We start from the raw sequence: 14,988 nt of genomic DNA on the forward strand, positions 1-14,988 counted from the left end.
TCAATCACCTCAAAATCCTAATAAATTTCAATCTTGGCTCAAAAAATTGGGCTTGGCAGGCTTTCTTTTTTTTCTCATCAAAGGGCTTCTTTGGTTGATCATTCCTTACTTGATAGCAAAGGGATTTTTTAAATAAGGTGAGTTATGTGCAATAGGCTTTAGGCCTTAAGCTGTATGCTAAAGAATGGGCTTTCGGTAAAAGCATATCTGTAGTTACTAAAAAACATGTTAAAACTCTTTGCCTTTTGCCTAGTGCCTAAAGCACAGAGTCAAATCATTTCTTACAAACTTGTCAATACGTTTTTACCTTGTGCTTTCGGCTTGTAGGTACTAAAAATATACATATGATTCATCCCGAATGTCGGGATTAGGATGAGTCTCCCATTTTTATCAAAAAAGCGGTCGGAAAACAATTTCCGACCGCTTTTTTGATACTATTCTGCTAAAGACGCAAAGCATTGCGTCTCTACAATTAAACTAATCACGCAATTAGCGATGACTCATAGCCTAAGCCCTATCGTGTATTTTTATTTTTTCTCGTAAACCTCTACAGGTAAGATGTTGCCTTCTGCATCAAATCTCATTGGCGAAATACAAGTTTCTCTGTTATATCCATTTCCGTTAGGAATGATAAAACGGTGATAAACAATGTACCATTCGTCTTTGCCTGGTACTTGTACTACCGAGTGATGACCAGCGCCTTTTACCTCATCATGCCCTTTTAGAATTGGATTATTTTGAGCTTTCACAAATGGTCCCATTGGTGAATCCGAAACACCATAAGCTACCGAATAACGTGGATCACGGGTGTCGTATTCTGACCACATCAAGTAGTATTTTCCTTTTCGTTTAATCAAAAAAGAACCTTCGTTATAACCTTCAGGCTTGTAAGAAACGATTGATGCTTCATTAATCGAAATCATATCTGGATTCAACTTGGCGATATAACATCTCCCCTGTCCAAAATAGATATAGGCTTGTCCATCGTCATCTACAAAGACCATTGGGTCAATAATCTGCGCTTGGTATTGTCCTTTTGCAATCAAAGGTTTGCCCAAAGCATCCTTGAAAGGTCCTGTTGGCTTGTCAGACACCGCTACACCGATGTTGGTATCTGCCGAAAAATAAAAGTAGTATTTATTGTTTTTGAAAGCAATTGCGGGTGCCCAAGCACGTTTTTGTGCCCAAGTAAGGTCTTTTTTGAAGTCAAGAATTGTTCCTTCTTTTTTCCATTTCTTCATATCTTTTGAAGACCATACCGTAAAATAGTCAGATGACCAGCCTTCAAATCCATCGGTAGTTGGATAGATATAATATTTACCATTAAAAACTGCTACGTGAGGGTCGGCAAAAGCGCCAGGCAATGCAGGTGAAGGAGCTTTTTGTTGAGCAAATATTGGACTCATGCCACAACAAGTCAACAAAGTAAATAGGATTTTTTTCATGGGGATAAAAATAGAATTGATAATTTCTGAAAATTGGTGAATAAACACGCTAAGAACAAGAGCTTTTTTAAATTCAGATATACTCAGATGAGTCATTGATTTTTCGTTCCTATTAAAAACAAAGTAGCCGTCAAACAAAGTTCGACGGCTAAATTCACAGGCGCAAGGCCTGATAATCAAACACTATAATCAATTCCTTTTTCCAAATTCGGATGCTCAATAAAGTCACTCTTTTCTAGCAACTCTCTTTTGCACCCTCAATAACTTATAAAGCTTGGCGCTAACGCCAAGCTTTTTCTAATTAGAATTTCCAACGTACAAAAGCTTCCATTGCTTCATATTCTGCTAGACCTAACTTGTTGTACAACTCTGCTGTACTCGAGTTACGATCTTCGGCTCTTTGCCAGAATTCGCGTGAGTCTGTTCCTTGGAACGGCACACCATCTTTTTGTGATTGGTGTTTGAAGATACCATAACGTTTCTTCAATACTTGGTCTGGTGACATTGGAACCGCCATTTCGATTTGGTCGATATCCCATTCTTGCCAAGCGCCTTTGTATAACCATACCCAACAGCTATTCATGTATTCGCGGTGTTTCAAACGTGTTACAGCGTCCATGATGGCATCCAAACATACTTTGTGAGTACCATGTGGGTCAGCCAAGTCACCTGCTGCATAAATTTGATGAGGCTTAACTTCTTCAATCAAATCCATTACGATTTGAACGTCAGCTTCACCAATTGGGTTTTTCTGCACTTTACCTGTTTCGTAGAATGGCATATCCAAGAAATGTACATTCTCTTTTGGAATACCTACATAACGACAAGTATTTTTAGCTTCTCCTCTACGAATCAACCCTTTGATGTAACGAACCTCCGAAGTATCTACTTCCGAATCTTTCTTGTTTTTCAAGAATTTCACCGCTTCACGATAGATACGATTTGCTTTTGGATTGTTTGCTTCAAATTTCTCGTTAAAGTCAACCACAAATTCCGCAAAACGAAGCGCCTCGTCATCTGCCACTGCAATATTACCCGAAGTTTGGTACGCTACGTGCACATCGTGACCTTGGTCATGCAAACGTTGGAAGGTACCACCCATTGAGATGATATCGTCGTCTGGGTGTGGAGAGAAAATAATCACACGTTTCTTAGCTGGGTAAGCACGCTCAGGACGGTTAGAGTCGTCGGCGTTTGGCTTACCACCTGGCCAACCTGTGATAGTATGTTGTAAATAGTTGAAAACTTCGATGTTAATATCATAAGCCTGACCATACAATGCTAACAAATCAGATAAACCATTTTCGTTATAGTCTGAGTTTGTCAACTTCAATACTGGTTTGCCTACTTGTAAAGCCAAGTGAGTCACGGCTTTTTTCACCATTGGACGATCCCATGTTACGGCATCCACCATCCATGGAGTACGGATACGAGTCAATTGAGAAGCGGCCGAATTATCCAATACGAAAGCTGCATTAGTATGGTGCTGTAAGTAAGAAGCTGGTACATCAGCAGATACTGAACCTTCTACTGCACGAGCTACGTTTTCGGCTTTGTGCTCACCCCATGCCAACAAAATTACGCGTTTCGCTTCCATAATTTTGTTGATACCCATGGTAATGGCTTTTTTCGAAACCTTTGCCAAACCACCAAAATCACCAGCAGCATCGATACGAGTAGTAAGGTCGAGTGTCATCAAACGAGTTTTTGAATTTACCAATGACCCTGGCTCGTTGAAACCAATGTGACCGTTACGACCAATACCCAACAACTGAAAATCCAAACCACCATAGCGCTCGATTTGCTCTTCGTAGTCACGACAAAAATCTGCTACCTTTTCTAATGGCAATGTACCATCAGGTAAGTGCCAGTTGCCTGACGGAATATCCACATGGTCAAACAATTGCTCGCGCATGAAGCGTACATAACTTTGTACTGCATCAGGCTCCATTGGGTAGTATTCATCAAGGTTATATGTCACTACATTTTGGAAGCTCAAACCCTCCTCTTTGTGCATACGAATTAATTCTTTATACACTTTTTTAGGAGACGATCCAGTGGCTAAACCTAACACAGCAGGTTTGCCTTCACCAGCTTTTTGGCGGATGATGGAAGCAATTTCTAACGCTACTGAGCGAGAAGCTTCGTCTGAGTTTGCGTAAATTTTTGTAGGGATACGTTCGTAGCTGATGGCCTGTTCCATAGTTGTTTATGCTGCACGACTTGATGCCGTGGTTGGTTTTCGTACTTAAATATTTTTATATGAAAATTGGGAATAGTTCTTCTTAATCTTTTTTGCTTACTACAATTAGCTCCAGTCCTAATACACCAAGTACCTTGTCGAGGGTCTTAAGCGATGGGTTGGCTTTGCCAAGTTCAATTGAATGAATTGTCTTGATAGCAACATCGCTCTTATCGCTCAGCACTTCTTGACTGTAGGAAAGTTCATTGCGTCTTTCTCTGATTATGTGGCCTAATTGTTCGAAGTTCATATTACTTGATAATATATTACTTATTTCATGACAAATATAGAAACAAAATATTAAATAAAAAATTTTAATAAGTATTATATTGCCGAATCATTAAAATTTTTAAAATATTTTTCATAAAACCCTCAAATATCTCTCTAAAAGACACTTTACTCCTTATTTAATCAGTAATATTTTTCTAGTGATTTTTTAAAAATACGATTTTTATGTGCTCGTATTTTAAGCCTGTTATTTTAAAAAATAAAAATCGGCAATATTTTACCTATAAAATTATTTCAATATTATGTTTTCGGAAAATAAATATATAAATACGGTTTCCATAGGGGCATTGTGTTTTTAGCTTGTCAAAAATAAAGAAGGGTTGAAAATTATTATTTGAAAAAAAATTCGAAAAGAGAAAACAAAATTACTTTTTGGTAGTTATTCTATCACAATCAATACATTTTAGTATAATTTTGAACCATAAATCACACTTTCATTGAATTGAACATAAAAACTTTTGTCCGTTCTTTATGTTACTTTCTTTACACAATCAATCACTTAAACACTTATCCATGAATGCATTTTTAAGAAACATTTGGGTAGTCCTCTTATTATTTCCTCTTTGCCTACAGGCACAAAATCAAAAATTAACTGTCAGCGGTTATATCAAGGACGTTAAAAACGGAGAAGGTCTTATCGGCGCTTCTGTTTTTGTAAAAGAACTTATGACGGGTACTACCACCAATACGTATGGTTTTTACTCACTCACAGTGCCAAAAGGAAACTATACTTTAGTGGTAAGCTCGGTAGGATACCGTAAAAGTATCCGTGAAATTAAACTCACAGAACAAAGCTTAAGCCTTAATCTTGAACTACAAGAGGATGGACAAGAACTAGAAGAAGTTGTTGTAAAAGCAAAAAGAGAAGATGACAACGTGAAATCGATGGAAATGTCGGTTAACAAGGTCGAAATGAAAACCATTAAGAAAATCCCTGCACTTTTAGGTGAGGTAGACTTAGTACGTGCGATTCAGTTTTTGCCAGGCGTTACAACAGTCGGTGAAGGAGCTTCGGGCTTCAACGTGCGTGGAGGTGGTGTAGACCAAAACTTAATTTTATTGGATGATGCGCCAGTTTATAACTCATCACACTTATTTGGTTTCTTTTCGGTGTTTAATCCCGACGCTGTAAAAGACGTAAAACTCATCAAAGGAGGTGTTCCAGCGCAATATGGCGGTCGTGCATCTTCGATTTTGGATGTAAAAATGAAGGAAGGTAATGCCAAAGAGTTAGAAATTAATGGTGGTATCGGTGTCATTTTTAGCCGCTTATCTATCGAAGCTCCAATTGTTAAAGATAAAGCCTCTTTTATTGTAGCGGCTCGTCGTTCTTATATCGATATTTTAGCTAAACCATTCCTCACAGGAAACAATGCTGGTTCGAGTTTTAACTTTTATGACTTAACGGCTAAGGTTAACTATAATATAGACAATAAAAATACGGTTTTCCTTTCAGGCTATTTTGGACGTGATGTTTTTGGACAAGATTTTGGTTTTAACTGGGGTAACAGTACGCTTTCTGGTCGTTGGAACCATGTATTTAGCGATAAGTTATTCTTGAATACTACGGCATTTTATAGTAACTACGACTATGCCTTAGATTCTGACTTGAAGAATAAGCGTCCTAATAATGCTTTTAAATGGTCTTCTAATATTACTAATTTAAGTATTAAGCCAGATTTTACGTATTATATCTCTCCTAATAATACTCTTACTTTTGGTGGGCAAGTATTAACGTATAATTTCAAACCTGGCGCAGCTACAGCAACCTCAGAAGGAGAATCACGTTCGTTTGGTCAAGAACGTAAAAATGGTATTGAGTCTTCTATTTATGTGGGTGATGAATGGAAAATTTCACCAAAATTCTCTGTGCAGTATGGTTTGCGTTTTTCAAGATATGACTACTCGAGCCAAGAAGACTTTTACTATCAAAGAAAATATGTAGGTGTAAGTGCTGATTTCCCTTCAGGATATGATTTGACATATATCCCGAATACAAAAGGAAAAACAATCCAGACTTACCAAAATCTAGAGCCACGTTTCTCTATGAACTACAACACGGGTGACAACAGCTCAATCAAGGCTAGTTACAACCGTTTGGCACAATATGTTCACTTAATGTCTAACACGGCGGCGTCTACGCCTTTGGACGTATGGACGTCAAGTACGAATAACATCAAACCACAAGTGGCAGATCAGGTTGCATTAGGCTATTTCCAAAACTTTGGAGACAATATGTATGAAGCATCAGCAGAGGTTTTTTACAAAGAGATGCAGAATCAAATTGACTATGCTGACCGCGCCAATTTATTTTTGAATCCTTATTTCGAAAAGGATTTATTGTTTGGAAAAGGTCGCGCATACGGACTTGAGCTATTTGTGAAGAAAAATCGTGGTAAGTTGACAGGTTGGATTAGCTACACGCTACAACGTTCGGAGAAGAAAATAGATGCCCTTAACAATGGAAACTGGTACTTCAGTCGTTATGACCGTACTCATACGTTGAATATGTTGGCTCAGTACGAAATCAACAAAAAATGGTCATTCGGAGCAAACTTCGCCTATATCACAGGGGTACCATACACCTTACCCGAACAGCAGTTTGTGGTTGAAGGGCAAGTTTATCCATATATTCCAGCAGGTACACGTGGTAATTTCAGAGTTCCAGCATACCACCGTTTAGACGTTTCGGCTACCAAGAAAAACAAAAAAGCTTTATTTGGTAAAGGCGAATCTGAGTGGGTATTCTCGATTTACAATCTATATAATCGTCGTAATCCATTCTCGATTTACACCCGTCCAAACGAAACGAACCCTGCCCAAACAGAGGCAGTTCAGTTGTCTATTATCGGTTCTTTCGTTCCGGCTGTAACTTATAACTTTAAGTTTTAATCATGAAAATACCTTTAGTCCAACTTGGAGAAGGTAATAAGTTGGTGGGCAAAATTGAAATAATTTTACCCGCAATAGGCATTAGGATATATACTGTAAGCTGAAGGTATTTCTAATAATACTATGAATACAATGCTTGCCTAATGCGTATTAATGCCATTTTATTTTGCATTAATACTTAATGATGTTTAGAGAATTTAACTTGTACTTAAATCATGAAAAAATATATTTTAAATACTTTGATTGCACTTGGTACTTTGAGCCTCACAAGCTGTGAAGATGTCATTGATTTACAAGGTATTACCAATGCTCCATCGATGTTGGTAGTGGATGGAAATGTAACTGATGTATCTACTAATCAAGTTATTACGCTTTCGCAATCTCAAGATTACTTTAACAATGCTACTGTCAAACCTGTTTTGGGAGCTTCGGTTACTGTGACTGACAGCGATGGGAAGATTTTTACCTTCAAAGATCTCAAAGGAGATGGCAAGTATGTTTGGAGTCCAACCACTTCAGAGCCTAAAATTGGTCAGGTTGGGAAAACTTACACGCTTAAAATCACTGCAAATGGTGAAACCTACCAAGCAGTTTCAGCGCTCAAAAGAGTACCTAAAATCGATTCGATTGCCTATCAGTTTGACGAAGCTCGATTAAACCAGAGAGACGACGACAAAGGATATCCCAAGGAAGGATATGACGCTCAATTCTATGCCCGTGATTTTACAGGTATTGGCGACTGTTACAGAATTATAGCTTATAAAAATGGAAAGATGCTCGAAATGAGCAATACTGTAGCTATCGCTTATGATGCTGCAATCCAGAAAAGTAGTGGTGCCGCAGATGGATTAATCTTTAGCTTACCTGTACGCTCTACAATTTCTCCACAACTCTACTTAGCAGGCGACACGATTAAAGTTGAGCTTCGTTCGATTACTGAAGGACATTTTGACTTCTGGACACAGGCTAGACTTGAAGTAAACAACGGCGGTCTATTTGCAAGACCTTCTGCCAATATTCCAACCAATGTCAACAACGTAAACAGCAGCTCAAACAAAAAAGCTATAGGTTGGTTTGGTACATCAGCAGTAAGCTTTTCACAAACTGTTGTAGATCCCAAAAAAGCACAGAAAGGGTTGAGATAGATAATAGGGATAAGGCAAAAAGGCACTAGTAAAAATAAAAGAGGGATAAAGTATTTTAGAATAATACTCTATCCCTCTTTTATCATTAACAGGTTAATTCTTCATAAATACTGGTGCCTTACCCCTTCTTGCCTATGCCCTTCATTTTAAGCAAACTTCTGCTCAGACTCGATACCGTATTTGTACTTTTTGCCTTTCAGCTTTTCATTTTGAATGGCATTGATGAGCGATTTTACGACACTTTTCTTTACAGCTACAAAGGCCATAAAATCTTTGAGTTCAATTACCCCTATATCTTCTTTTTGTAAGTTTCCTTTTTTAGCCAAAAAGCCTAACACATCTCCTTTACTCAATTTATCTTTTTTACCTCCATTAATATACAGGGTAGTAAATTCAGAAAACGCAGGCGGAGTAGTATTTTCAGGAAAAATAAATTCTTCTATTTTTTGGTTCAAATACTCTGGTTGATGCTCATTTCTATGTAAAAGTAAATACGCAAAACCTTCCGCATTCATACGAGCGGTACGTCCGTTACGATGTACAAAATCTTCGTTTTTGAGTGGCAAATGATAATGGATTACGTGTTTTACAAAAGGAATATCCAAGCCACGAGCTGCCAAATCAGAGGCTACTAAAAACTTCACACTCCCATTTCTGAAACGAATCAGTGCTTTCTCTCTATCTAATTGGTCCATTCCTCCATGAAAATAGGCATTTTCGATACCCATTTCCCAAAGCAAATCGGAAGTTCGCATGGTAGTTTCTCTGTGATTACAGAAAATTATACTAGGTTCCGAACCCAAATGACAAATCAATTCGAATAGACGGTCAATTTTGTCTTTTGATTCAGAAATCACTTTGTAGAGTTTTAAGTCTGGCTTTTCATCTTCTTCTCTGGTAAAATTCAGCACCCAAGGTTGCGTAATTTTCGTAAACTCAGGAATCTTAATTTTGGATGTTGCCGATACCAATACCCTTGTTTTGAGTTTACGCAAATGCCCATAAATAAACTCCATTTGGTCATGAAAACCCAAGCTCAAAGATTTATCAAATTCATCTAAAACCAATGTCTGAATACCTGACAAATCAAAAGTTTTGCGGGTAATATGGTCAGCAATACGCCCGGGCGTACCAATCAGTACGGCAGGTGGCTCGCTCAAGTTCTGAATTTCGACAGCCATGTTATGACCTCCATAACAGATATTGACTTTGAAACCTGTACTCATTTTGCGCCAAACTTGCTCGATTTGTAAGGCAAGCTCACGCGAAGGCGCCAAAATCAAACATTGTACTCGTTTTTCTTCTGGTTTTAATTTAGTAAAAATTGGTAATAAAAAGGCAAGCGTTTTACCCGAACCCGTAGGCGCAAGCAACAGGGTATCAGGGCGATTCTGAATACTACGGAAAGAATCCTCTTGGATTTGGTTGAGCTGTTCAATTTCTAAATTGTTTAACAGCGATTGAATTTTATCATCTAATTGCATAATACAAAAGTACAAGCAAATGAGGAGATGTGACTGGATAGACCTGAAAATATATTGGAAGAAAGCAGTAACATCAGGTAATTTTCAGGTTTAGGAATGAATTAAAAGTTAAAAAGATTTGAAAATGTGTCATGCTGTGTGACAAATTTTCAAATCTCCAAATCTTCAAATCTTCAAATTCTACTCTTACATTTCTCCTAGCTGGTTTTTGTCAATAAATTCTTTAAATGCCCGACGATAGGTATCACTAATAGGTAGATACGTTTGTCCAATTAGCACTTTTTCTTTGTGAATAGCGTCAATTGCATCTAATGACACAATGTATGAATTATGGATTCGAATAAATTTTTGTTCAGGCAGTTGTTCCTCCAAAGTCTTCAAACGTTGTAAGGTTACCACTTTTTGGGTTTTGGTAAAAATGGTCACATAATCCTTCAAACCCTCCACATAAAGAATTTCGTTGAGTCTTATTTTGACCAATTTTGTACCATCTTTTACAAAAATATAAGCTGGGCTATGATCCATGATAGGCACTTTTTCATGAATAATTCGCTCGACAGTCGTAGGAATTTGAATATTAGTATTTTCATTGCCACCTAATCGTTGACTGGCCTTTTCGACAGCTTTCAAAAAACGCTCGAAAGTAATAGGTTTGAGTAGATAGTCCATCACATCGAGCTCATATCCTTCTAGGGCATATTCAGAATAGGCAGTTGTCAGAATTACCAATGGCTTTTTTTGTAGAATTTTGAGCAAAGTGATACCTGTAATTTCAGGCATTTGCACATCCAAAAATAGCACATCTACGGTATTTTCTCTCAAAAACTCAATTGCATCCAAAGGATTTGAACAAGCTTTTAACAAGTTTAAGTATGGTACTTTTTTTACGTATTCTGTCAAAAGATTGCGTGCCAATGGCTCATCTTCAACAATCATGCAGGTGATATTCATGCCAAATTGAGGGTTAAGTGTACACGATAATGAGTTGGGGTATCCTCAATGATAAGTTCATGCTGATTGGGATAGCTTAGTTCCAAACGACGTCTTACATTTTGTAAGCCTATTCCTGATTTTTCTTCGTTATTGGTGTTTTTCGGAATTTTAGGATTTTCTACGATATAAGTACAGCTTTGACGATTCATTTCAAGTACTGCATACACAAACGAATCCGACACATTATTACTTACACCATGTTTAAAGGCATTTTCAAGAAACGTAATCAAAATCAGCGGCACAATCATAATGCCTGTTGTTTCGCCTTTCACCTCCAACCGAATCGGTATGTCGTTATTTAAGCGAAGTTCTTCCAAACTAATATAGTTTTGCATATACTCGATTTCTTTTGATAATGACACCTTCGGGTGATTGGAGTCATAAATCATATATCGCATCATTTGCGAAAGTTTGGCAATTACTTCGGTTGTATTGGGTGAGTTGGTAAAAGCAAGGTAATACAGATTATTGAGAGTATTGAACAAAAAGTGAGGGTTAATTTGCGCTTTCAAAAAACGAAGCTCTGCCATAAGACCCTCATTTTCAACTTCTTTCTTTTTTGCTTCTAGCTCAAACCAGTCTTCTACAAATTTTAACATGCTGATAAATGCCACAATAAACAAGGTAGAAAGAAACGAGCTTACCCAAAATCTATCAGTGTATAAAAACCATGCTTCGTGCGAGTATCCATCAACAATCCATCGCTTGCCATGAACCAATATTTCGACACTCACAAACAAAGGCAGTATAATACTAAACAGATAAGAGGATAAATCTTTGCTGGCCAAAAATTTGGGTAACAACACGAAATAATTAAAATACGCAATCACAGCAATACAAACTGCCTGAAAGCCTGCATCTAAAAATGCTTTTAATAAATCAGGTTCTTGTCCATGCTTAGGATAAGTGAACTGATAATAAAAAAAGGAAAAATACACGCACCAAAATGCGATGTGTATATATAGTATTCGTTGTTTTTTCTGTGGATTCATTATATTAAAGTATAGTTTTGGTACCTAGTCAATATCCTTGACAGATAAAGGCAAGAATAAAACTTCATTTGCTCTCTTCTTCTTCAAGCCTGTTTTGCCTTTATTTTCAAATCTCGACAGAAAGTTAAAAGATTCGGCATATAATCTCCTTAAACAAGCCCTATTATTCTACCATTTGACTTTTGTGACAGACAATCCCCCTTATTTTATCCATCATTCGGTAAAATCGAGGAATATACCGAGTTGTCGAGTCGATTGTCAGAAAGGTATAATACAAAAAATTAGTCCGATTTTTTGTATTTGTTTTGTTCCATCAAAAAACACAAAGGCACGCAGATTTTTAATCTCTCAAAATATGAAATCATTATTCACTTTCCTAGCGTTTGTTATCACCATCCAATTGGCACAAGCGCAATTTCCAGGACCAGGCGCCGAAGGGCAAGGTCGCCAGCGTACTGCGACTGAAAACAATGCTGTGGCAAATCCTGCACCCAAAGGCAATGCCAAAATCATAGGCTATGTGATTGACTCAGCAGCTACACAAGCTGTTGAATTTGCCAACATTGCTCTTTTTAATAAAGCTACTAATAAAATTGTAGATGGAGCAGTAGCCGACGATAAAGGTAAATTTACCATGAAAGGCTTGGCTGCTGGCGATTACAAAATTCAAATTTCATTTGTTGGTTTTGTCAATAAAACCATTGATGATATCAAACTCAAAAAAGGTGATGACCTAGACTTAGGCGTCATCAAATTGAACCCTCAGATGAAAATGCTTCAAGAAGTAACGGTAACTGGTCAAAAAGCACTCATCGAAGAAAAAGTTGACCGCTTGGTTTTTAATGCTGAAAAAGATTTAACCTCAAAAGGTGGCGATGCTTCGGATGTATTGAAAAAAGTTCCTATGCTTACCGTGGATTTGGATGGTAACGTATCGTTGAGAGGTAGCTCAAATATTAGAGTTTTGATTAATAACAAACCTTCAACGATTATGGCTAGCAGTGTGGCTGATGCCTTGAAGCAAATCCCTGCCGATATGATTAAAACCGTTGAAGTAATTACATCTCCATCTGCCAAATATGATGCTGAAGGGTCGGGAGGTATTATCAATATCATTACTAAAAAAACAACACTAGAAGGTCTTACACTCAGTGTGGACTCTGGTGCAGGTAACCGCTCGTCCAACTTAGGCTTGAATGGCAGCTACCGCAAAGGAAAACTAGGGGTGAGTTTGAGTGGTTTTGGACGTGCATTTTATAACCCGTCTTCAGGTACATTGACACAATCTACTTTGCAAGGTGGCTCTACTATTACGACTAAACAAAGTACTGATGCACAAGACAACGGTCTGTTTGGACAATATACATTAGGCTTTGATTATGATTTAGCCAAAAATCAGTCTCTATCGGCAAATGCTCGTTTTGGCGTTAGAAATTTCAAACGTGACCAAACACAAGCAACTTCTATTTTTGCAGATGAAGCCCTAAAAAGTACTGCATTGAGAGGTATCAATTCTCAAGATTTGTCAAACTCGGTAGACTTAAACATCGACTATCTGCATACTTTCAAGCCACAACAAGAATGGTCTATTTCGACGCAGTATAGTCAAAACAATTTGACCAACAACTTTACGTCGGATTTGTTGGGTACAAGCAACGATATTCTTTCTCGTCAGAAAAACATCAACTTAAATACCAACAAAGAGTTTACGCTACAAACCGACTACACTACTCCGCTGAGTAAGAATCAATTACTAGAATTCGGCGTTAAAGGAATTTTTAGACAAGTAAACAGTAATTATGAGTATTTAGCTGCCACTGGTAACTCTTCTATATATTACAATGATGCGACTCGTCCAGCAGGTTTGTTGAACTACCAGCAAAATGTAGCGGCAGGTTATTTGTCTTATACTTACACAACTGACAATAAATACACTTTCAAAGTAGGTAGCCGTTACGAGTACACAAGCATTACGGCAAATGATGCAAAGAGTACCATTTCAATACCCGATTATAGCAACTTAGTACCAAGTATCAATGTGTCAAAAACATTTGCTGGTACTACGTTAAAAGCCGCTTACAATCGTCGTATTCAGCGCCCAGGGTTACAACAACTGAACCCTAACTTTAATGCAGCTAACCCACAAGATATTAGAATTGGTAACCCCAACCTAAGTCCTGAATTGACTGATAACTTTGAATTAGGTGCAAGTACCAATATTAATAAGACGTATATCAATGCCTCATTGTTTGCTCGTCAAACCAATAATTCGATTTCGCAAATCAGAATATTGTCAGATACTTTGTCTGGAGCTTTGATTACGACGTATCAAAATATTGGTAAACAACAAAACTATGGTGCCAATGTATTTGCCAATATTTTTATCACACCAAAGTGGAGTTTAAATGGCGGTGTAGACTTATTGCATACCTACCTCGAAGGTCAGGCGCAGAGCTTAAGCGGAACCTCTTATACAACTAGCAACTCAGGATTTGTTGTAAGTGGACGTATCATGACATCGTTATCGTTGACAAACGGATGGGGCATTCAAGGATTTGGATTTTTCCGTGGACCACAGATACAACTTCAAGGTTCGCAGAGTGGATTTAGAATGTATTCGTTGGGTATCAAAAAAGATTTGCCAAACCAGAAAGGAAGTATTGGGATAGCAGCCGAAAATTTCATGACGAATGGCTTTGTTATGGCGACGAATTTGAATTCTGAAACTTTTAAGCAGACAAGTGAAAATAAAATATATAACTCAAGCGTTAAATTAACATTCAGTTATAAAATTGGCAAAATGAGCTTCTCTAGCCCTAAAAAAACCAAGTCGGTTAGTAACGATGACGTAAAAGGCGACGGAGGTGGCGATAATAGCGGTGGTGGACAGGCTGCTCCTGCAAGTGGCGGAAATAGTGGAAATCGCCCAAGATAATTTTGAGTATAATTCGGTAATATTACTCTTTATTAGTAAATTTGCAACCGATTTAATTCCAATTTTGTTCTTAGGAAAAAATCAATTAAAGATAAAAGCATTTTGGACTTTTTTCAGATTCTTTCATCTTTGAACAAATGAAACCCGATTGTATTCTTGAAGCCTAATCTTCAAGTAATGATATAACCCCAGGAAAGGCAAACTACGAGTTTTCTGATCCTCTTATCTAGGGCACACAATCTATATAATTGTGTTTTTTGGATAATAATCTAGAAAGGCTCGTCCTATTCGAGACGAGCCTTTTCTTTAACATACATACCATTTTCATCGACCAAACGATTGAAGTACTTCTGATTAATAACGTTTAATTGCAAGACTTCAAATAACATAAATACCTCCTCTAAACCCCATTAATCCTATTCAGTTTCACTCTCAAGATTCATTTATAAAGTTGAAGTCATCTTGACTTTTTAATTTTCTTAATTGCCATGATAATGAATGCTATAAAGTTAAACCCCATCCAACTTGAAATCGTTGTGTCGAAGCGATTTAACAAAGATCTATAACTATCT

The 14,988-nt window shown here is 37.4% G+C and carries 9 protein-coding genes; 3 read left to right on the forward strand and 6 right to left on the reverse strand.

Annotation, left to right across the window (positions count from 1 at the left end):
• Window positions 1–527: 527 nt before the first annotated feature.
• The 3 genes from QM491_RS04160 to QM491_RS04170 form a co-directional block, all read right to left on the reverse strand.
• The gene (locus tag QM491_RS04160; protein WP_283325976.1) at window positions 528–1,445 is read right to left on the reverse strand and encodes a family 43 glycosylhydrolase; all 918 of its coding nucleotides are present in this window, start codon (window positions 1,443–1,445) and stop codon (window positions 528–530) included.
• 301 nt (window positions 1,446–1,746) lie between these two features.
• Entirely contained in the window at window positions 1,747–3,648 is a 1,902-nt protein-coding gene (nagB, locus tag QM491_RS04165) for a glucosamine-6-phosphate deaminase (RefSeq protein ID WP_283325977.1), read from the reverse strand.
• 82 nt (window positions 3,649–3,730) lie between these two features.
• Window positions 3,731–3,937: a helix-turn-helix transcriptional regulator gene (locus tag QM491_RS04170; protein ID WP_095160250.1), complete on the reverse strand. Its 207-nt coding sequence runs from the start codon at window positions 3,935–3,937 to the stop codon at window positions 3,731–3,733.
• Between the two features lie 551 nt (window positions 3,938–4,488).
• Between QM491_RS04170 and QM491_RS04175 the strand changes: the two genes are divergently transcribed.
• Window positions 4,489–6,867 carry a TonB-dependent receptor gene (locus QM491_RS04175; protein WP_283325978.1) on the forward strand — a complete coding sequence of 793 codons (2,379 nt, stop codon included), beginning with the start codon at window positions 4,489–4,491 and terminating at the stop codon, window positions 6,865–6,867.
• Window positions 6,868–7,082: 215 nt separating this feature from the next.
• Window positions 7,083–8,012 carry a DUF4249 domain-containing protein gene (locus QM491_RS04180; protein WP_283325979.1) on the forward strand — a complete coding sequence of 310 codons (930 nt, stop codon included), beginning with the start codon at window positions 7,083–7,085 and terminating at the stop codon, window positions 8,010–8,012.
• A 146-nt stretch (window positions 8,013–8,158) separates the two neighbouring features.
• On the opposite strand, the gene QM491_RS04185 is transcribed toward QM491_RS04180, so the two are convergent.
• From QM491_RS04185 to QM491_RS04195, 3 genes are all read right to left on the reverse strand, one after another.
• Window positions 8,159–9,496 (reverse strand): DEAD/DEAH box helicase, encoded by a 1,338-nt coding sequence (locus QM491_RS04185; RefSeq protein WP_283325980.1) that lies wholly within the window; start codon window positions 9,494–9,496, stop codon window positions 8,159–8,161.
• A 186-nt stretch (window positions 9,497–9,682) separates the two neighbouring features.
• On the reverse strand, window positions 9,683–10,447 hold the full coding sequence (locus tag QM491_RS04190; protein WP_283325981.1) for a LytR/AlgR family response regulator transcription factor: 765 nt from the start codon (window positions 10,445–10,447) through the stop codon (window positions 9,683–9,685).
• Window positions 10,444–11,481 (reverse strand): sensor histidine kinase, encoded by a 1,038-nt coding sequence (locus QM491_RS04195; RefSeq protein ID WP_283325982.1) that lies wholly within the window; start codon window positions 11,479–11,481, stop codon window positions 10,444–10,446. The genes QM491_RS04190 and QM491_RS04195 overlap by 4 nt, the downstream gene beginning before the upstream one ends.
• Window positions 11,482–11,836: 355 nt before the next feature.
• On the opposite strand from QM491_RS04195, the gene QM491_RS04200 reads away from it, so the two are divergent.
• Window positions 11,837–14,416: a TonB-dependent receptor gene (locus QM491_RS04200; protein WP_283325983.1), complete on the forward strand. Its 2,580-nt coding sequence runs from the start codon at window positions 11,837–11,839 to the stop codon at window positions 14,414–14,416.
• Window positions 14,417–14,988 lie beyond the last annotated feature (572 nt).

Origin of the sequence: Flectobacillus longus (assembly GCF_030056705.1) — a bacterium.
In the GTDB taxonomy this organism is placed as follows: Bacteria; Bacteroidota; Bacteroidia; order Cytophagales; family Spirosomataceae; genus Flectobacillus; species Flectobacillus longus.